At 38.3% G+C, this 21,227-nt stretch carries 12 protein-coding genes and 1 tRNA gene; 7 read left to right on the top strand and 6 right to left on the bottom strand.

Going from position 1 to position 21,227, the window contains the following annotated elements:
• Positions 1-86: 86 nt before the first annotated feature.
• From HWX04_RS01175 to HWX04_RS01155, 5 genes are all read left to right on the top strand, one after another.
• The gene (locus HWX04_RS01175; RefSeq protein WP_175868415.1) at positions 87-995 is read left to right on the top strand and encodes a metal ABC transporter substrate-binding protein; all 909 of its coding nucleotides are present in this window, start codon (positions 87-89) and stop codon (positions 993-995) included.
• A complete protein-coding gene (locus tag HWX04_RS01170; protein WP_175868414.1) occupies positions 992-1,822 on the top strand; it encodes a manganese/iron ABC transporter ATP-binding protein in 831 nt (276 codons plus the stop codon). Before HWX04_RS01175 ends, HWX04_RS01170 begins: the two co-directional genes overlap by 4 nt.
• The gene (locus HWX04_RS01165; RefSeq protein ID WP_175868413.1) at positions 1,819-2,685 is read left to right on the top strand and encodes a metal ABC transporter permease; all 867 of its coding nucleotides are present in this window, start codon (positions 1,819-1,821) and stop codon (positions 2,683-2,685) included. Before HWX04_RS01170 ends, HWX04_RS01165 begins: the two co-directional genes overlap by 4 nt.
• Positions 2,682-3,587 carry a metal ABC transporter permease gene (locus HWX04_RS01160; protein WP_175868412.1) on the top strand — a complete coding sequence of 302 codons (906 nt, stop codon included), beginning with the start codon at positions 2,682-2,684 and terminating at the stop codon, positions 3,585-3,587. The genes HWX04_RS01165 and HWX04_RS01160 overlap by 4 nt, the downstream gene beginning before the upstream one ends.
• Positions 3,588-3,998: 411 nt before the next feature.
• Entirely contained in the window at positions 3,999-4,385 is a 387-nt protein-coding gene (locus HWX04_RS01155) for a YbaN family protein (protein ID WP_175868411.1), read from the top strand.
• Between the two features lie 360 nt (positions 4,386-4,745).
• Here the strand turns inward: HWX04_RS01155 and pncB are convergent, their stop codons facing one another.
• The 5 genes from pncB to aroA all read right to left on the bottom strand — a co-directional run bounded on the left by pncB (position 4,746) and on the right by aroA (position 18,781).
• Positions 4,746-6,050, bottom strand: a complete 1,305-nt coding sequence (gene pncB / locus HWX04_RS01150) for a nicotinate phosphoribosyltransferase (protein ID WP_175868410.1) — start codon at positions 6,048-6,050, stop codon at positions 4,746-4,748.
• 117 nt (positions 6,051-6,167) lie between these two features.
• A complete protein-coding gene (locus HWX04_RS01145) occupies positions 6,168-14,747 on the bottom strand; it encodes a glycoside hydrolase family 94 protein (RefSeq protein WP_246257288.1) in 8,580 nt (2,859 codons plus the stop codon).
• Between the two features lie 227 nt (positions 14,748-14,974).
• A complete protein-coding gene (rpsA, locus tag HWX04_RS01140) occupies positions 14,975-16,675 on the bottom strand; it encodes a 30S ribosomal protein S1 (protein ID WP_175868409.1) in 1,701 nt (566 codons plus the stop codon).
• 133 nt (positions 16,676-16,808) lie between these two features.
• Positions 16,809-17,456 (bottom strand): (d)CMP kinase, encoded by a 648-nt coding sequence (gene cmk, locus HWX04_RS01135; RefSeq protein ID WP_175868408.1) that lies wholly within the window; start codon positions 17,454-17,456, stop codon positions 16,809-16,811.
• On the bottom strand, positions 17,453-18,781 hold the full coding sequence (gene aroA / locus HWX04_RS01130) for a 3-phosphoshikimate 1-carboxyvinyltransferase (protein ID WP_175868407.1): 1,329 nt from the start codon (positions 18,779-18,781) through the stop codon (positions 17,453-17,455). Before aroA ends, cmk begins: the two co-directional genes overlap by 4 nt.
• Positions 18,782-18,968: 187 nt before the next feature.
• On the opposite strand from aroA, the gene HWX04_RS01125 reads away from it, so the two are divergent.
• On the top strand, positions 18,969-19,349 hold the full coding sequence (locus HWX04_RS01125; RefSeq protein WP_175868406.1) for a TIGR02300 family protein: 381 nt from the start codon (positions 18,969-18,971) through the stop codon (positions 19,347-19,349).
• Positions 19,350-19,455: 106 nt separating this feature from the next.
• Positions 19,456-19,531: transfer RNA gene (locus HWX04_RS01120), tRNA-Ala, on the top strand.
• Between the two features lie 1,043 nt (positions 19,532-20,574).
• Here the strand turns inward: HWX04_RS01120 and HWX04_RS01115 are convergent.
• Positions 20,575-21,162, bottom strand: a complete 588-nt coding sequence (locus HWX04_RS01115; RefSeq protein ID WP_175868405.1) for a transglycosylase SLT domain-containing protein — start codon at positions 21,160-21,162, stop codon at positions 20,575-20,577.
• Between the last annotated feature and the right edge of the window lie 65 nt (positions 21,163-21,227).

The following is a 21,227-nucleotide window of genomic DNA, read 5'->3' as shown; positions in this document are numbered from 1 at the left end:
AAAAATCCTTCATTGCAAATGCAGAAGATAACTGTTATTGCTAAATAATAATGCAAATCATTCGCAATAAAATAAAGAGAAAATTAATGAATATAAAAAAAATTTTTACTCTAATTGTGGGAAGTTTTATTTTTTTTACTCCAAATTTAGCTATATGTGCTGGTAAATTTAAAGCTGTTACGACATTCACCATTATTGCGGATATGGCACGCAATGTAGCAGGTGATGCCGCTGATGTTGAATCCATTACAAAACCAGGTGCAGAAATTCATGAATATCAACCCACCCCACGCGATCTTATGCGTGCCCAAGGGGCTAACCTTGTATTTTGGAATGGATTAGAGTTGGAACTTTGGTTTGAAAAGTTTTTTCAAAACATTAAGGATGTTCCAAGTGTTGTTGTTTCAAAAGGTATTGTACCCATTACAATTGGTGAGGGTCCCTTTAGTGGTAAGCCAAATCCCCATGCATGGATGTCACCAACTTCTGCTTTAATTTATGTTGATAATATACGCGATGCCTTTGTAAAATATGATCCTGAACATGCTGCTATTTATAAAGAAAATGCTGAAATTTATAAGCAGAAGATTCGCGCCACCATTGATCCCATTAGAGCTGAATTGGCAGCAGTTCCTCAAGATAAGCGTTGGCTTGTAACCAGTGAGGGTGCATTTAGCTATTTAGCGCGCGATTTTGATCTAAAAGAACTTTATTTATGGCCCATTAATGCCGATCAGCAAGGAACACCCCAGCAAGTTAAGCATGTTATTGATATGGTTCGCAAATACAATATTCATGCAATTTTTTCTGAGAGCACAATTTCTCCAGCATCTGCTAAACAAGTCGCAAGAGAAACAGGAGCTAAATACGGTGGTGTTCTCTATGTTGATTCTCTAAGTGAGAAAAATGGTGAGGTCCCCACTTATATTGATTTATTACGTGTCACGAGTGGACGTATTAGCAAAGCCTTATTAGAGGGAGTAAAAAGCCAATGACGGAATGTGGAATATTTGCCCAAGGGGTAACTGTAACTTATCGTAATGGACATACAGCTTTACGCGAAGTAAATTTTGAAAGTCCAAAGGGCTCTATCACCGCATTGGTTGGCGTGAATGGATCCGGTAAATCAACATTATTTAAAGCGATTATGGGTTTTGTACGCCCCTCAAAGGGAAAAATTCGCATGTTTGATTTGCCCGTTGATGTCGCTTTGAAAAAAAAACTTATTGCTTATGTTCCTCAAAGTGAAGATGTGGATTGGAATTTTCCTGTTCTTGTTGAAGATGTTGTCTTGATGGGACGTTATGGTCACATGAACTTTTTTCGTTATGCACGGGCACGGGATTATGAAGCTGTGCGTGTTGCTTTAGAACGCGTGGATATGTTGCCTTTTGCCAAGCGCCAGATTGGAGAACTTTCTGGTGGACAGAAAAAGCGTGTTTTTCTGGCGCGTGCTCTGGCACAGAAAGCAAAAGCTATTTTATTAGATGAGCCGTTTACAGGAGTTGATGTTACAACAGAAGATAAAATTATTGCTTTGTTACAAGATCTGCGTAAAGAAGGAGCAGTGATCTTGGTTTCTACCCACAATTTAGGTTCTGTTCCGGAATTTTGTGATCATACGGTTTTAATAAAAGGAACCGTTTTAGCTTCTGGATTAACAGAAAAAATCTTTACAAAGGAAAATCTAGAGAAAACTTTTGAAGGGTCTTTGCACCACCATATTTTCGATCTTCAAGGCGCAAAAAAAAATAATGTTTTCATGGAGAGAAAACAATCTACAGTTTGTGAGAATATTGAAAAAGTGGAGCACGTTGCATGATTTCTTTTTTGCTTGAGCCACTGAGCTATCAATATATGGTGAATGCAATGTGGGTTTCTGGATTAGTTGGCTGTGTTTGTGCCTTTCTTTCAGCTTTTTTGATGTTAAAAGGTTGGTCATTAATTGGTGATGCACTATCTCATTCGATCGTTCCTGGCGTAGCAGGAGCTTACCTTTTAGGATTACCTTTTTCACTTGGCGCTTTTTTTTCTGGGGGGCTTGCTGCGGCAGCAATGCTGTTTTTTAATCAGCGGACAAAACTTAAAGAAGATACCATTATTGGTCTCATTTTTTCTTCCTTTTTTGCTTTTGGATTATTTCTCAAATCATTAAAACCAATGGCTGTTAATATTGATACGATTGTTTTAGGAAATATTTTAGCCGTGAGTTCATCAGATATTATACAATTGGCTTTTATTGGCTTTTTCTCTTTACTTATATTGCTTTTGAAATGGAAAGATCTCCTTGTTTCTTTATTTGATGAGACACACGCACGTGCCATTGGATTGAACGTAAAGTTTTTAAAGATTCTCTTTTTCACACTGCTTGCTGCTTGTACTGTTGCTGCTATGCAAACGGTTGGAGCATTTTTGGTTATTTGTTTGGTTGTAACCCCTGGGGCAACAGCTTATCTTTTAAGTGATCGTTTTGTGAATATCTTGGTTATTGCAGTTATAATTGGGACATTCACAAGCGTATTAAGTGTCTATGTGAGTTATTTTTTGAATGCACAAACAGGCGGTGTTGTCGTTCTTTTTCAAGCATTCTTATTTATGTTAGCTTTTATTTTTGCTCCTAAACACGGGTATATTGCTGCGCGTTTACGGATAAATGCAGCAAAAAAAGGTGTGATGTTATCATGATTGATCAATTACTACTCCCTTTCCAGTTTTCTTTTATGCTTAAAGGCATGCTTATTGTTATAATCCTTTCTGTTCCAATGGCAATGCTTTCCTGTTTTCTTATTTTGAAAAGATGGGCTCTGTTAGGCGATGCCATTTCCCATGCAGTTTTTCCAGGTGTTGTTGTTGGTTATATGACAACACCGTGGGTGATAGTATTTTTAGCTTCTTTGCCATTTGCTTGGTTTCAGCATATGCGTCCAGAGAATATTACAATGACTTTGATTACTTGTGGTGCTTTTGTTGCGGGTATGGTTTGTGCACTTACAACAGGTTTTTTAGGAAGCAATAGTCGTATCAAACAGGATACGGTAATGGGTGTTGTTTTTTCATCGATGTTTGGTTTAGGGCTTGTTTTGGCAACGTCTATCTATAGTAGCCTAGATTTAAATCATATTCTATTTGGTAATCTGTTGGGTGTTAATTGGCTTGATATTACGCAGACAGCAATCATTTCTGCCATTGTTACTTTTATTTTAGGAGCAAAATGGCGTGATTTTATGCTGTATATTTTTGATTCAGTACAAGGTCGTGCAATGGGGTTGCGCGTATCATTGCTCCATTATACTCTTCTCACGATGATTTCTCTGACAATTGTTGCAGCTTTGAAAGCTGTTGGTATTGTGCTTGTTATTTCTTTACTGATAGCACCAGGAGCAATTGCTTATCTTGTCACAAAACGGTTTTCTTTTATGTTAATGATCGCGATACTTGTTGCAGCTTTTTCTGGTTTTTTAGGGATTTATCTTAGCTTATTTATCGGCTCTGATTCTGCTTCTACGATTGTGTTGATCTTAACGTTGATTTTTATTGCTATTTTCACGATGATTTTCTTTCATCAAAACACAGTCCAAGAAACTTGACGATAATAAAATTCATGCATATCAGCCATGCATTTTTATGTATTGTCTCTTATGTTGGTTTTAAATAAAAGGCACAGCGCTAGGTTATTTTTCCTCCTAATGTCTAGCACGTGAATGCAGTATGTATTTCTCCCCCCCCCCCAAGGCTGCATTCTTAATTAAAAGGCTGCATTGATTTATTCTGCAGCCTTTTTATTTTTTCTTTTCCTGAAAATTTATTTATATTTAAAATTTATTTATATTTCTTGAAACCATTTAAAATGATTATCATATTGCGTAAGCTATTTTGTGCTTTAGAAGAAGTTGTCACTGAAAATACAATGATGAATAAAGTAATATGCGTGAGGCATGATGTAAAAAAGCAAGAAAATATGTAGAGTTACCTTATATGGAGAAAAATAGTACGAAAGGATGAAAAAAAAATTTAAAATATCTTGCCCTTTGTGTATTTGCTATTATGTAGCAGGTTGTGCAATGATTGTATTAGCCTTTATCGGTATAGTATTACCTATTATGCCAACGGTGCCATTTTTATTAATTGCTTCATGGTGCTTCGCTCGCTCATCACCGCATTTTCATCGTTGGTTGCATAATCACCGCATCTTTGGTCCACCTATTAAGCAGTGGGAAGAAAAAAAGGCTATTTCTACATTTGTTAAAATTTTGGCGATTATAAGTATAGCAGTTGGTTTTTTATCTTTTCTCGTCATAGCGCATCCTGTTTTGTGGCTTGCTTTATTGGTTGCCACACTTTCGCTGCTTATTGTCCTTTATATTGTAACCCGCCCATCTTCATAATGAGAGAAAGAAAAGGCACAAACCAAATAGTTTTTTGATTGGCAGGTTCGTTAAAGCTATTGGCAGAGATTTTTTTACCTTCAATTGCAGGGTTACAAATATCAAAAATATATATGAGATGATAAACCTTTTTAGAGCAATTTATTGCAATGAATGATATGTTTGTAAAATAATTTTATAAGTAAAAAAGCTATATATGAAGACCTTAATCAGAGATTAGTAAAATCACTGTTAGGAGTAGTGATAAAGCGTTTTTATCAAGAGATGCTATTTTTAAAATGCTAATAGAAGCCATATCTATCTGTCGGCATAAAGTGACTATAACGGTTTGTTTTAAGTTTATAGAAATATGTTTATAATTTAAATCTTTATGGGTTTGGCAAAGCGTTTTTCATTGCCAAAAAACTTGATATAACGTTTTACTTCTTGCGGTTCACCGATGGTTTTTTCAGGGTTATCTGAAAGTTTTACAGCTGGCCGTCCATTAGCATGGGTTACCTTACAAACAAGGGAAAGAGCATCAAGGGTTGTTATTTCTTGAGGGGCACAGCCTGCAAAATCATTTGTCAAGTCTGTTCCCCAGCCAAAACTCATGCGCACTTTTCCATGGAAATGATGATAGGTTTTTTCAATCGTATCGACATCAAGTGCATCAGAAAAAATTAAGAGTTTTTTGTGTGGATCTTTCCCTTTTTCTTTCCACCATTGAATAATGCGTTCGCCCCCTTCAATAGGGGGGGCACTATCTGGTCTAAAACCCGTCCAATCTGCTACCCAATCTGGGGCATCGCATAAAAATGCTTCTGTACCAAAGGTATCAGGTAAAACAATAAGAAGATTTCCACCATAATAACGATTCCAATCTTGTAAAACTTGATACGGAGCTCTACGTAATTCATCATCGTTGTTGCTAAGAGCAGCAATGACCATCGGCAATTCATGCGCATTGGTTCCAAGAGCTTCTAAATCTGTATCCATGGCGAGAAGAACATTAGAAGTCCCCGTAAAAGAATTGCCAATACCTTCTTTTAAGGCTTCAACACACCAGCGCTGCCATAAAAAAGAATGGCGGCGCCTTGTACCAAAGTCGGATATTTTAATATCAGGCAATTTTTTAAGACGTTCAACTTTACTCCACATTTTTGCTTTAGCACGTGCATAAAGTACATCAAGAGCAAAGCGACCTAGGCTTTTCATAGCGGCACGTGAACGTAATTCACTAACAATAGCAAGGGCTGGAATTTCCCACATGGAGCTATGGGCCCATGAACCATAAAAATTAAGAGTATATTGGCTATCTTTTCGGATGAGTTCATATTCTGGAAGTTGAAAATTCTCAAGCCACTGAAGAAAACTCGGTTCAAAAATTTGTTTGCGTCCATAAAATGTATTACCAGCAAGCCAGATCATTTCTTTTTTTGTAAAGCGCAAACTAAGAGCGTGATCAAGTTGGGCACGTAATTCACCCTCATCAATATCGTCGGCAAGCTGTATTGTTTTAGAGCGATTTATGAGGGAAAAAGTGGCATTAACAGTGGGATAAAGCCCCCAAATCATCTGTACCATAAGAAGTTTATAAAAATCCGTATCAAGAAGTGAACGAATAATAGGATCAAGTTTCCAGGTATGATTGTAAACACGCCTCGCGATATCTGGATGATTCATAATCCTCTTTCTTTCAATCTCATAGAATTTAAAATTATTGTGCTCCAACAAGATCCATATAGGAATGAGAGAAACTATAACAACTCTAAGATTTTGGGCAAGAATAAAAAAAGCCCTTTAATTTTTCTGTTTTAAAGATTTAAGTGTGCGTATAATTTCATGTTTTCCGGTTTTTTCCAACTTTATCCCTGTTTGAACATGAGCATATTCTTTCCCATTAACATTGAGTGTATTTTTAGATCCCCATTTCACCTTAAGAATATAAACAGCCTCATAAAATTTCATTTTTGCTTCATATTCAGGCCAGAAGGAAGGCAAGTGTGGATGTAAAAATAAGAAATCACCTTTACGATGAATCCCAAGAATAGCTTGTGTTGCAGCGTGATAGAACCAGCCTGCTGAACCTGTATACCATGTCCAACCACCTTGTCCACGGTGTGGTTCAACAGCGTAGATATCTGCGGCCATCACATAAGGTTCAACACGATAAGTTTCAGGATTTTGTCCATGATTAATAGGGTTAATCGTGGAAAATAAATGATAGGCTTTATCGCTTTCATCCATTTGTGCAAGCGCTAAAATGCTCCAAATAGCACCATGCGTGTATTGCCCACCATTTTCTCGAATGCCTGGGGGATAACCTTTTATATAACCAGGTTCGAGAGTTGTTTTATCAAAAGGGGGCCAGAAAAGACGTAGAAGTTTTCCTTGTTTATCATAGAGACGTTCAAGCATTGAAGCCATAGCTTGTTTTTGGCGCTCAAGCGGTGCCATTTGAGAAATGACAGCCCAAGATTGAGCAATGGTATCAATTTGGCATTCATCATTGATTTGAGAGCCAAGAGGCGTTCCATCATCAAAATAACCACGTCTATACCAAGCACCATCCCAACTATTTTTTTCTAGAGATTTTTTCAAACGCTCAAAATATGCACTCCATGCTTGTACGCGAGTGTTATCATCACGTTTTTTTGCAAGGGGGATAAATGCTTGTAGTGTGCACCCAAGAAACCACCCTAACCAAGTGCTTTCACCTTTCCCTCGCGCACCTACTAAATTCATGCCATCATTCCAATCACCCCCTAAAATAAGGGGAAGACCATGAGATCCACAGCGCTTTATGGCAAGATTTAAAGCCAAAGCACAATGTTCATAAACTGTTGCAACCTTTGAGGATTGGGTGGGTTGAAAATAAGAATCCTGTTGTCCACTATTGAGAACATCTTCTTCAATAAAAGGAATGAGAATATCAAGAAAGGCATCATCGCCAGTAGTGTTGACATAAAGAGCTGTTGCATATGCAAGCCAAACAATGTCATCAGAAATGCGTGTGCGAACACCTGCATTGGTGTCAGGTAACCACCAATGTTGTACATCACCTTCAGGGAATTGATGTGCTACGGCATTTAATAATTGTTCACGCGCTAGTTGTGGTTTTAATAATAATAAAGAGAGACTATCTTGTAATTGGTCACGAAAGCCAAATGCACCACTAGCTTGATAAAAGGCAGCACGTGCCATCATGCGGCAAGAATAGATTTGGTAAGGAAGCCAATAATTGACCATAATATCAAAAGAAGGATCAGGTGTTTTTACTTGGAGTGGTGAAACAAAATCACTCCAATATTGTTTTTGTTGTGTAAGCAAAGTTTCAAAATCATTTGCACGTACTTGATTGAGTAATTTTTCAGCTTCTTTTCTATTTTCAGCACAGCCAAGATAGAAGATAATTTCTTTTGTTTGTCCTGGAAGAAGGTCAATATCATAAGCAAATGCTGAACAAGGATCACATCCTGCTTCAATGGTATTGGAAAGTGCATTGGCTTTGCGGATCGCATTTGGATGTGTTACGGTTCCCGTTACACCAATAAATTCGCTGCGATTGGTTGTGGTGCTGGTTGGTCTCTCGGAAGCTGATAAAAATGTAACTTGTTGAGATTTTTTAATGTGATAGGGATTTTGAATAAAATGTGCCCCCCATTTAGCTTCATAAGAGGGAACAATGAAGGGAGCATATTTTGTACGGACATTTCCCAAAACCCATTCAACATAATTATAAAGGCGTAAACTGCGTGGTTTTTCCCCTTCATTCGTGAGGATAAGACGTGAAAAACGAACAGGTTTCTCTAGGTCGAGTGTATGAGTCAGTTCTAATGCGATTTCTGAATGTGTTGATTTAAAAGTTGAGAATCCAAAACCATGACAAGCCTCGTAGACAATATTTTCATCACATTCTACAGCAGAAACGGGTGAGAAACGTTTTAAAGACAGGCGGTCTACAAGATAAAGAGCTTCCCCTGGACGATTGGAAACAGGATCATTACTCCAAGGGGTCAATTGATAATCGCGACTATTGTGCGCCCAAGTAAAGAGTGCACCTTCAGCAGAGACATGAAAGCCAAAGCTTTTGTTAGCAATAACGTTAATCCACGGATGGGGTGTGGAGATATGTCCTCGAAGTCGGATCACATAATAGTTATGATGATTAAATCCACCATAACCATTCCAATATTGTAGGTCTTTTCCGTCAACGGGGGTAGGAAAAGATTTTTGTTGACTGATAAGACCAATGGAAGAAAAGAGGCTTTGTTCAGTTTTTTTTGTTCCATATCTTTCTTCGTTATATTTTGGGGAGTTTAATTTATAATGAAACTCGTGATGACTCTTACGAGTTGCTAAATCGAAATCACTTCCATCAATTCGTTTCAGCTGTTCAGACAAAGAACCATTTTGGGCATGCAAAACAATACGAGCTGACGCAAGAAGTGTATTAAAACTCTGTTCATTCATCTGATCACGCCGAAGCGTAAAAATATGTTGACGTGCCTCTGTGTCATGAGTGTGGTGGCGATAAGATTCACATACCCATTCGACAGCATGTTGTGTATTCTGTATATAAGAAGATGCTTGTTCATTGAGAATGACCAGATCGACAATGAGCCCACGCATATGCCAATATTCATGTGCTTTCAGCAGCTCACGTACAACAGCAATATCACTCTCGTTATTTAATCTGAGAAGACACAGTGGAATATCTCCTGAAATGGACATGGGCCAAAGATCAGATTGTTGACCAAGTGTTTTTGCTAAGTTTTTTGAAGGAAGAGGCCATATTCGACCAGAATAGATAAGCGGTGTTGCATATTTTTGATAGACAATAGCTTTTTTAAGGTCAATACCACTCTGATACAGCGATACTTGCGAGCGTGTCCATGCCATTGAAAATTCTTGCTGGAATATATTGGGTTGTCGATAATATTTAATATGATTGAGCAGTGTTTCTTTGGTATACGCAGCAAAAGTCCAAAAAATGAGCTCAACTTTTTCATGTGCTGGAATTTTTACACGGCATCGCAGTGAGACAATCGGATCAAGAACACAACCTTGACTGTTACGAAAACGAGTATTTTTATCAAATGCAGCAGGTCGGTGAATAGAACGCCCTCGACCAATAAATAACGAGCGATTTGTTTCGGCTTCTGTTTCTGTAAAAATATCCGTTGGACCAGTGACAAAATGGGCAATATGAATCTCAGGGTCTTGAGGAGAGCGTTTACGCCTTTTAGCAAAAATTGTTTTTCCTTCTTCAGCAATTTCTGTCTCTATAAACATACGTGAAAAGACAGGATGAGCACAATCTGAATCTATAGTTGCAAGTGTAAGTTCACCATAAGAGGTTATTTCAATGAGACGGTCTTTATGTGTTGTATTGATAAGTTGAATACGTCTACCCTCACCACACCCTGAAGATGTAATAAGACATTCAAGTGTTGACTTAATACCATCAACCACTTTTGTATATTCAGCTTTTTCATCTGTAAAAGTACAGACTGCTTCTTCTTCAACAACGCGTGTTGGTTCACCTGTAACCGACCACCACCGACCACTATGCGTATCACGCAGAAAGAATAAAGTACCTTGTTGATCTTCTGTTGCATCAGGAATAAAGCGCGTAATTGAATAATCATGCCAACGGCTGTAGCCAGAACCATTCGCTGTCAACATTATAGAATAGGAACCATTGGATAAGAGCAAAGTGGCACATGGTTTAAGCAGCGGGTTCTTGATAATACGCAAAGGAGCATCGTTAAATTCTTGAGAATTATCACGCATGTGATAAGCAACTTTGGTATGAATGATAGGAATGTGGTGCAGCGCTCTTTCCTGTAATAACAATTGTACGGCTTCAATGATTGGATCACGGTGAAAGCGATCACGCATCCGTCCTTGAAAAATAACATTGTCAACAGCGAGAATGGACATGCCATGATGGTGTGCATAATAATTTCGTACAACAGCGTATTTTTCTCCTGTCTTCACGCGTGAGGCGGTAAAGTCAATAGAATCGTAATAACCATATGTTCCTAAAGCTCCAAAATCACGCAACCGTTTTAAATTATTGATGGCTTTGTGAGGTACATATTGTGCCGCTAGAAGGCTGGCATAGGGAGCAATAACAGCATTACGTGAGAGACCACGTTGGAGTCCTAAGCTTGGAACACCAAAATTGGCATATTGGTAATTCATTAAGTGATCACGAGCATTAAATGCAGCTTCCGAAATACCCCATGGTAATTCTCGTTTGTGGGCGTATTCTATTTGATGACGAATAATCCGTCGATTGGTTTGATCTAGGAGAGAGCCTAAAGGTTCACGCATAACAAGAGATGGCATAAGATATTCAAACATGGAACCAGACCATGATAAAAGGGCACCATTCCAACCAATGGGGACGAGGAGTCGACCAAGATGAAACCAATGTTTAAGTTTTATATCGCCTTTTGCGATAGCAAAAAAGCTTGCAAGACGTACCTCTGAAGCAAGTAGATCATAACAATTTTCATCGAGTTTGTTTTCTTGAACACGATATCCAATGGATAAGAGATGCCGTTTAGGTTGTTCTAAAAAATCAAATTTCATATCAAAGGCTATTTGCCGTGCAGCTATAGCCAACCTGTTTAGTTTTTCGCACAATTTTTCAGTATCACAATGAGCAATTGCATCATGATGATGAGCGTCGCAAGTTTCGATAAGGCATTTAACCCAGGAAAGTGCACGCGCAGATTCTATTGTTTGAATTTTTTGGTCGAGTTCATCGACTAAGTGTTCAATATCGTGGGCTGCATGTGAAAGATCCTTGAGGTGAGAAGGGAGCGTATTTTCTTGTTCTACAAAAGTACGGACAGAGTAATGAAAACGAGCGATTTTTTCTTCAATTTTTTGGCGTAAAACGCGTAAACTGGGTTGATGATCTGGAATTTCTTTAACCGTTTCTTCAAGAATAGCAAGAACATCTGATAAGCCTTCTCGATCACTTTGAAAAAAAACATGTGGTTTTTCAGCCCATTCCCTTAAAGCAGAAGAGAGTGTTACCAAATGACCGGCAAGATTTCCTGAATCAACAGTTGAGACATAAGTGGGCAAAAGAGGTCTGAGTGTATCCGTTGCATACCAATTATAGAAATGACCACGGAACTTTTCCATTTTTGCAAGAGAGCGTAAGGTACATTCAATACGCGTCATGGTCTCTTCAAAACCAATCCAGCCAAAATCACGTGCCGCAATAACAGAAAGGAGATAAACCCCGATATTCGTAGGAGATGTACGTTGAGCAACAAGAGGTTCAGGATCTTCTTGAAAATTATCGGGAGGCAAATAGTTGTTTTGTGCATTGACAAAGGTTGCATAATAAAGCCATGTCCTCCGTGCAATAGAGCGGAGTATTTTTTCATCTTTTGAAGAAAGTTCGAGGCTATCTTGAAATGTTGAAGGTCGACTGACAAACCAAGCAATGAAAGGTGAAAACAACCATACTATCCCAAAAGGCAAAGCGATAAAGCTTGCAAAACTATCAAAAAAAAGAGGGAATGTTAGGGCAAGAGCCCCAATAAGCGATGCTGGTGCCATTGTAAGCACGTAGAAACGCAAATTATTGGGCATTGATTTTGTTGCGACAAAAGTTTTCCATTCAAGAAGATGCTGTTTTGAAATCATCATGCGATAGAGTGTACGAATAATCGCATCCGTCATAAAATACGCCGAATGAGCCAGAAAAGTCGTCTTAAGAAATATATCAGCGCTTGTAAGAACAGTTTTATGCCAAATTAATTGAAAATGTCCGCGTAAAGAATGATCTATATTGAATGAGACAAACGTTTTTAATATACATAAAATGGGTGCAATGAAGATGCTAAGCAACAAAAATATCTGCCAGAGGATTACACTCTTTAATGGCAAAAGAGCCCATCCTGCAAATGCTGCGATTAACCACATGAGTGGTGTAAGAGAACGACGCAAATTATCCTGCATTTTCCAACGCGTCACGGAGCTTATTTGACGGGGGAAAAAAAGATAAGGTAAAAGTTGCCAATCACCACGAATCCAGCGATGATAACGTGTAACATCAATATTATAAGTTGTTGGATAGTCCTCAATAACTGCTATGCTACTGACCAGAGCCGTACGGGCATATCCTCCTTCTAAGAGATCGTGACTGAGAACAGTATTTTCTTTGACTTTACCGTCAAGTGCTTGTTCAAATGCATCAATATTATAAAGACCTTTACCGATAAAAGTCCCTTCTCCTAAAAGATCTTGATAAGTATCAGAAACAGCAAAAACATAAGGATCAATACCGCGGCTGGTAGAAAAAACCCGTTGGAAAATTGATGTTTTTTTTCCTGTTGTCAGAGAAGGAATAATGCGTGGTTGCAAAACGCTATAGCCTTTTACAATCTTTCCACTTTGCGGATCAAAAATAGGATGATTGAGTGGATGGTTAAGCTTTCCAACAAGTTTTGTAACACTCCCAGGAGTAAGACGTGCATCACAATCCAGCGTCATAATAAAACGGCAATCCATAGGAAGATGTGGATCGGGAGGATAAAAGCTCGTATTTTTATCGCCTCTTAAGAGGCGATTGAGTTCATGAAGTTTTCCCCGCTTTCGTTCCCATCCCATCCAACATTTCTCTCCGCTATTATAAAGACGTCGGCGATGTAAAAGAAAAAAAACAGGAAGTTCATCACGATGATAACGACCATTGAGTTTATCAATGCTTCTTTGCGCATAGCGCAACAAATCAAGATCATCTTGCGTTTCTCTCAAGGAAGCATCCACCCAATCTGTAATGAGTGCAAAATGGATAGCACCTTTAGGATTGGAAAGATAATGCACTTCAAGAGTGTGCACTTGTGCATCAATATCATCGCGTGATGTTATCAAAGTAGGCACAACAACCATTGTACGTGCATATCTTGGTATACCTTCTTTATATTCATAACCAATAAGCTGTCTTGATGGAACAAACCACGAAACAACAGTGTTAAATAAAGAATAAGCCGCATCCATAGCAGGAAAAAGTGCCAATACAATGAAGCAAAGGGACATCCATAGTGTCATGCCAGATATTTGTAAAAGGGTGTAAACTGTAAGCAAAAGAGCAAGTGTCAGAAAAGAGACAGGAACAGCAATGACTCTCAGTTTTAAGCAATAAAAAGCACGTGCCCATTTTATGAGAAGAGGCGGAGTATATCCACAAGCCTTTTCAAATATGCTACGACCATCACCAACAAGATACCAACCAACAGAGGAATAATGAGGCATGTCTTCAAAAGTAGGACTTGCCATTTCTACAGATTTATGTGCAACTTCTAGCTCGCTAAGAGACGAAAAGCGTGCAATTTTTTCAATGACTTGTCGATAAATATTGCGTGAACGGGAATCAATTTCAGAAAAATCACTATTTTTACGCAAAATAGCATCGATACAACTCACTGTTTCAAACCATACGTTCCAATCAACATCATCTATCGCTTTAAGAGCACGGATAATATTGCCCATGGTCACACCATCTGCGGCTTGTCGGGTGTGTTCATCGGCTGTTGCACTTTCTAAGCTACTGCCTTGACTTTCTAATTGCTTTTCAAGCCAAGTTAATGCTGCAGTTGAATCGACAGATGCACTGCGCAAGCGATAAAATAAATGCGCTGAAAAAGTTGGGTCATTAGTGAATAATTTGTACTGCGTAAAAAGAGCGTTTAGACTTATTTTATTTTCTACAAGAGAAATTTTATCAGCTACTTGACTAGCAAGATGACGCATCTGCCGCGCTTTTTCGATACGCACTGAAAGACGACGAACATTTTCAATGAGCAGCATTTTTATGACAGAAGGAAGAGCCCATAATTCTCCAATTGTGAGCGCACAAACTTCTTGAAACCCATTGATCATAACTGTCAGTGTTTCTTGTGAGAAGTTGCTATCGGTATGCGCAATATAAAGCCAAGTTAAAGCAAAAATGCGTGGGATTCTTGCTTCTTGTGTAGAAAGAGGAAGTTGCTTTATGAAGGTCTTGGGGAGGTTACGGCGTAGCTGTTGTATGGTTTTATCAATAGTGTAATGATTATCAATGAGCCATTGAGCAGACGGTGCGATAGTTTCATCATTTCGAGCAGCAAAATCACTGGTCTGAAAGGTATGAAGGATAAGTTTAGCATTTTCATTCAATCTCTTGCGAAAATCTTCTACTCCTTCATATTCAGGGAGTAAAATTTCTTTGCCAGCAGCTATATCATGCCCTAAGTCATAAAGATCTTCTTGTACTTTATAAATTGCACGAAGAGGAAAATCCGTATTAATAAAATGGTCTTTTCCCTTCTTTTGAGAACAAAGTACTTTATGAAAGATATTGTGCACGCCATAGTCCCATTCTTATTCAATTACATCGTTTTTTATTTAAATTGTAAGCATTTTATCTGAATAGTGAACCGTTGATAGGCAAAAAACAAACTTTTTTTCTTTGCAAGTATTTATAATAATTTTTAAGGATTGTATTAAAAATTAAGTAGATAATTTCTTTAGAAAATAAAAAGGTCACTCGTTTTAGGAGTGACCTTAATAACACCATCACTTTTGATTGATGATTAATCTTGTTCTTGTTTTTTCAAAGCTGCACCAAGAATATCGCCAAGAGAAGCACCTGAATCTGTAGAACCATATTGGGCAACAGCTTCTTTTTCTTCTGCAATTTCTAATGCTTTGATCGATACGGAAATTTTACGTGTTTTTTTATCAAATGCTGTTATACGCGCATCAACCTTTTGCCCAATTGCAAAACGCTCAGGACGTTGCTCATCACGATCACGCGCTAAGTCAGCACGCCGAATGGTTGTCTCAAGGTTGTGGTCAATCAATTTCACATAAATGTCATTGTCATTAACAGCAATCACTTCACAGGTTACAACAACCCCTTTTCGCAATTCACCAGAAGCGGCTGCTTCTCCAACTTTATCGCTGGAAAGCTGCTTAATTCCAAGAGAGATACGCTCTTTTTCAATGTCAACATCAAGGACCACCGCTTTAACAATATCGCCTTTGTTGTAAGTATCAATGACTTGTTCACCAGGACGGTTCCAATCAAGATCAGATAGATGAACCATACCGTCAACATCACCTTCAAGCCCAATAAACAGACCAAATTCTGTTTTATTTTTAACCTCTCCCTCAATTTGCGAATTGACAGGAAATTTATTGGCAAAAGCTTCCCATGGATTTTCAAATGTTTGCTTTAAGCCAAGAGAAATACGCCGTTTAGAAGGATCAATTTCAAGAACAACCACTTCTACTTCTTGTGATGTAGACAGAATTTTTCCAGGGTGAACATTTTTCTTTGTCCAGCTCATCTCAGAAACATGGATCAATCCTTCAATCCCTGGTTCAATTTCAACAAAACCACCGTAATCAGTAATGTTGGTAACAGCACCCGTAATTTTTTTACCAATCGGATAGCGGACACTGATGCTTTCCCAAGGATCACTTTCAAGCTGTTTCATTCCAAGAGAAATACGGTGCGTATCTTGATTAATGCGAATAATCTGAACTTTAATCGTTTGCCCAATTGTGAGCACTTCAGATGGGTGGTTAACACGCCGCCATGCCATATCTGTAACGTGTAAGAGACCATCAATCCCACCAAGATCAACAAAAGCACCATAGTCTGTGATATTTTTCACTACACCTTCAACAATTTGGTTTTCTTCAAGATTTTGTACGATTTCTGAACGTTGCTCAGCGCGACTTTCTTCTAAGACAGTACGACGTGAAACAACAATATTGCCACGACGACGATCCATCTTCAAAATTTCAAAGGATTGTGAATTATGCATGAGAGGCGAAACATCACGAATGGGACGAATATCAACTTGGCTGCGCGGCAAGAAAGCAACAGCACCATCAAGATCAACTGTGAAACCACCTTTTACTTGGCTAAAGATAACTCCCTCAACGCGTGCACCAGCATTGAATTTTTCCTCTAAACGGACCCAACTTTCTTCACGCCGTGCTTTTTCACGCGATAAAACAGCTTCACCCATCGCATTTTCAATGCGTTCAATGTAAACCTCAACTTCATCGCCAACTTGCAAAGAACCATCTTTTGCTTTAGCTCCAAACTCTTTGAGAGGAATACGACCTTCGACTTTAAGTCCAGCATCAATAATGGCCATGTCTTTTTCGATTGCAATAACACGACCTTTAACAACAGATCCTTCATTAAGATCATTGGTTTGAAAAGATTCTGTTAAAAGGGCTTCAAAATCCGCTGTTGTGGGATTGTATTGTGACATAAGAACTCCTAATATATACCTTATCTTATAAGGTATGAGCGCTAGGTTAGTGTTAACATGGGCAACTCCTTAGCCCTTTTCTTTAAATAAAGGAAGAAAAGTTAGCGCTAGGCTGGAAGTCTCCTTGATGAATTTATCCAATTATATGCATTTTTATGATTGGATCAATAAAAGTACATGCAATTGCAAATGTTGCTTCTATACTCAATTCTGACGTATCAAGCAAGTGGGCGTTTTTTGCTGGTTTTAGGGGGCTTTGTTTGCGCGTTATATCGCGGATGTCTCGCTGTTCAAGAGCGCTAAGAATTTCATGGTAATTTGCTTGCCCTCCCCTTTCTAAAATTTCTTGATAGCGACGTTTAGCACGTGTTTGAACATTGGCTAGAACATAAAACTTGATATCAGCATCAGGACAAACGATCGTGCCAATATCTCGCCCATCAAGCACACTTCCAGGTAAAGTTTTAGCAAAATTACGTTGTTTTTCAACAAGAATTTCCCGTATAGTAGGGTTAAGCGCTATTTTTGAAGCCGCTTCACCAAGTTCATGAGAAGAAAGAAGAGCAAGATTTAAGGTATTAAAATCAAGTTCTTTCGCACAAATGATAGCATTTTTTTCATCATTAAGTGCTAAATTGTGTTGTAAAAGTGCATGAGCAACACCACGATAAGTAAGCCCCGTATCCAGATGATGAAGATGATAATGTGCCGCAATTTTGCGTGCTAAGGTCCCTTTGCCAGAGGCTGCAGGTCCATCAATGGCAATAACAAAAGGCTTCAAGCAATTTTTCCCCCAAGTTGTTTTATAAAAGGAATAAATTCCGGAAAACTCGTAGCAATCATTCGTTTGTCATCAATGGTAACAGGTTTTTCTGATGCAAGCCCAAAAATGAGAAAACACATAGCAATTCGATGATCAAGATGTGTGCTAACCCGTCCACCACCCAAATTTTTGGCGGAACCTTTCCCATAAACAATAAGAAAATCTTGACCTTCTTCACAGTCTACGCAATTAATTTTCAATCCTTCGGCAACAGCAGACAGTCGATCTGATTCTTTAACACGCAATTCTTCAATTCCTAACATAACTGTTTTACCTTCCGCAAAGGCTGCCGCAACCGCCAAAGCAGGATATTCATCAATCATCGATGGAGCACGTTCTTTAGGCACAGTAACACCTTTTAGGATTGATGATTTTATCCGCAGATCGGCAACATCCTCTCCACCTGTTTGACGTTGATTCAAAAATTCAATTTGAGCACCCATTTCCCACAGTGTTTCGATAAGTCCTATTCGAGAATTATTTATCAAAACATTTTCAATGGTGATATCAGAATCTTCTACAAGAAGGGCTGCGATAATTGGAAAAGCAGCAGAAGAAGGATCACCCGGAATATGGATCGTTTGTCCAGTAAGGTGGGGTTGGCCATTAAGATGAATCAAATGCGCACCTTCTTTATCTCTTTCTATTTCAAGTTTAGCACCGAATGCTTTTAACATTTTTTCCGTATGATCGCGTGTGAGAATCGGCTCTATAACTGTTGTAATACCAGCGGTATTGAGTCCAGCAAGCAGAACCGCTGATTTAACTTGAGAGGAAGCCATTGGGACACGATAGCGAATCGGATTAGCCATTTTGGGACCATAAAGCGTTAAAGGAAGGCGATCACCGTGTGTTGCCTTAATTTCCACCCCCATAAGACGCAGTGGGTCGAGAATACGTGCCATAGGACGTTTAGAGAGAGAGGCATCACCAATAAAAGTTGTTTTCATATGATAGGGGCCAACCATTCCCATAATCAAACGAACACCTGTTCCTGCGTTTCCAAAATCTAACGGTTGTTGTGCGGCTAAAAGACAACCATTCCCTGTTCCTCGTATAATCCAGAAGTCATCTTTCTTAATCATACAGGCGCCCATAGCTTGCATGGCAACAGATGTATTGAGTACATCAGCGCTTTCAAGTAATCCGTGGATATATGTTTCACCATTTGCTAACCCTCCCAATATAAGAGAGCGGTGAGAGATTGATTTATCTCCTGGTATTCGAATTTTTCCAGAGAGACTACTCGATTTATAGGCGGTTATAGGGATTGCTTTTTGCATGGAAATTCTATTTAATTCTCTCTAATCTTTTATGAAATTATGCATTCTTTAGCACATGCTTTAAAGAGCGTCATGAAAAAATCTACATGGAACAGTGTATTTATCTTTGACAAAGGTGTTATTTTTCGATTAAGCACCATAAAATTTATCTTTTAATGGAATAGAATTAATCAAAGAGGCACGGTTTATGGCAAAACAAGAACTTGGAACAAAACGTGTTGATCCAGAAACAGGAAAAAAATTTTACGATCTCAATCGCGATCCTATTGTGTCACCCTATACAGGAATTTCTTATCCGCGTTCTTATTTTGAGGTTGTGGCAGCTGAAGCAAACAATGAAGAAGAAGTGGATACTGAAGAGCTTGATACAGCACTTGAAAAGTCTGCCTTTATGCTTCTTGAAGAGGATGATGACGATTCTAAAGATGACGATCTTCCTGATTTGGAAGATAGTGATGTCGATCTCGGTGATGATGATGATACATTTTTATCTCACGATGATGATGATGAAGATGATGACGTTACCGATATTCTTGGAGGAGGCGTTTCTAATGATGACGATGCTTAAAAGAAGGCATCTTTTCTCTAGAATGTAAATTCTTCTTGATCTTCAATTTTTCTCGTTTTAAAAAAGTTGAAATTATAGACTATCCCTTTGGGGGAAATTTGTTTTTGGGGCTATAGCTCAGCTGGGAGAGCGCTTGCATGGCATGCAAGAGGTCAGCGGTTCGATCCCGCTTAGCTCCACCAAAAGGACCAATTCTTCTATCAAGAAATCACTTTATAGCAGAGAGTGTGTGATCAATTTAAAAAGGGTTATGTGCTCTGTAGCTATTAATCCATTAGTGCATGCTTCTTTCAGCACTGTAATATATTTCTAATCGTTCGTTGGATTGTAAAATTTTGCTGTCAGTAATGAAAAGGAAATGAAGTTTTTTTATGCTTTGCATAGAAATAAAAAAGTAAGCTGTTTAGCTTACGCATTGTTTTAAAAACAAAAGTTACCTCCCTCTCCTCTACAACATTTCCGCAAAATCATAATATATTGATTATGGATATCTTTTTAAAAGGTGCGAGCCACCTAAATAAAAGCTCGGGAACAGAATATACTTCTTAATTATTGCGAATCAGAATTTTTTTCGAATGTTTTCAACCTTATCAAATGCCTGCCAATTAAAATCATTTCCTTAACCATCATGAGCACGGTTGAGATGTAGGAGAAAGGCGACACTATTACATACTTTGCCAACCTCTAATGTTACTTCATACTACAGAAAAATCTTGCCTTGAATATTCATTATATGAAAGTGGTATATACCTTACCTCTAAACAATAGTATCATACAACAAGATAACTTTTTAATTAAGATGGACAGGGTTCATTTTGAGGGCTGTAGTACCCCCTTTATACAAGGTAACAGTTTCTGAAACGATGCTCTTTTGTTTAATGCATTTCTCATTTCTTATATTGAATATTTTACCCTTTTTATGATGCTTGAATTGCATTTATTGTAATTGCTATTTTATACGTTTAACAAATAAATATTCATGTTATAATCAACCAATAATGCGCATAGTGAAATTTAAAATTTTTTGAACAAAGAAAGACAAAAACACCAAAAGTATCTTTAAATAGATTTTATCTTGCAAAAGCTTTCTGTCGCTTGCATTTATTAAAATTTGTTTCATTTAATAACCGGAAAAATGACACTGCCTTATCACGCCATAAGAAATTTTGCTCTTAAATAATTTTATCTCATCAAATTTCCTAATTGAGATTTTCAAAAATCTTCCCTAATACCATCCACATTTTTTTAATTGTTGATCATAGAGTTTAGACATATTTGCCATGCGCTGTGCTGCCTGTGAAAGCGCAGCAGTAACATGACCGCCGCTTCGTGCATAAGCACCATGCCCCATATGATAATTTAAATAAAGGCTATAAGCATCATAAAACCTCACACCATTGCGTTGAACACTTTGGCGATGATACCAAGCAACAAAATCAGCGGCATCTGCAAAATTGTTACGCCATGCAAAAGACCTGCCCGTAGAACGCATATACATTGCCCATGTACTGTCAAGCGCTTGAGAATAACCATAAGCTGTTGACCTACGCTTCCATGGAATAAAACCAAGTAATTTTTTGCGTGAAGGACGTGCATTATGGCGAAAGCTTGACTCCATATTAATGGTTGCCAGAATAATCGGCATAGGAATTCCATAGCGCATTTCTGCCCTTTGAGACGCTCTACCCCAATTATCAAAAAAACCATTTTTTTGTGCTAGAATAGCGCAAGCGTTATTTGTGTGGATGGGAGCGGTTGTTGCACACCCCCCTAACAGAAATACCAGTGCCCCCAAAAACAAAAGGTGTAGCATATTCCCTATTCCTCTCGTTTAAGAAATAAAAAAAGATAGAGATACTAAAAAATTATTACCAATCA

This window comes from Bartonella gabonensis, assembly GCF_903679515.1.
GTDB classification, from domain to species: domain Bacteria; phylum Pseudomonadota; class Alphaproteobacteria; order Rhizobiales; family Rhizobiaceae; genus Bartonella; species Bartonella gabonensis.
Note: the sequence above shows the minus strand (reverse complement) of the source record. Positions and strands in the feature narration are given on the sequence as shown.

Coding starts and splice junctions, on each gene's coding strand:
- aroA (WP_175868407.1), bottom strand. CDS start 18,781: ATGCAAAAAGCAATCCCTATAACCGCCTATAAATCGAGTAGTCTCTCT.
- HWX04_RS01175 (WP_175868415.1), top strand. CDS start 87: ATGAATATAAAAAAAATTTTTACTCTAATTGTGGGAAGTTTTATTTTT.
- HWX04_RS01155 (WP_175868411.1), top strand. CDS start 3,999: ATGAAAAAAAAATTTAAAATATCTTGCCCTTTGTGTATTTGCTATTAT.
- HWX04_RS01170 (WP_175868414.1), top strand. CDS start 992: ATGACGGAATGTGGAATATTTGCCCAAGGGGTAACTGTAACTTATCGT.
- rpsA (WP_175868409.1), bottom strand. CDS start 16,675: ATGTCACAATACAATCCCACAACAGCGGATTTTGAAGCCCTTTTAACA.
- HWX04_RS01165 (WP_175868413.1), top strand. CDS start 1,819: ATGATTTCTTTTTTGCTTGAGCCACTGAGCTATCAATATATGGTGAAT.
- pncB (WP_175868410.1), bottom strand. CDS start 6,050: ATGAATCATCCAGATATCGCGAGGCGTGTTTACAATCATACCTGGAAA.
- HWX04_RS01125 (WP_175868406.1), top strand. CDS start 18,969: ATGGCAAAACAAGAACTTGGAACAAAACGTGTTGATCCAGAAACAGGA.
- HWX04_RS01115 (WP_175868405.1), bottom strand. CDS start 21,162: ATGCTACACCTTTTGTTTTTGGGGGCACTGGTATTTCTGTTAGGGGGG.
- HWX04_RS01160 (WP_175868412.1), top strand. CDS start 2,682: ATGATTGATCAATTACTACTCCCTTTCCAGTTTTCTTTTATGCTTAAA.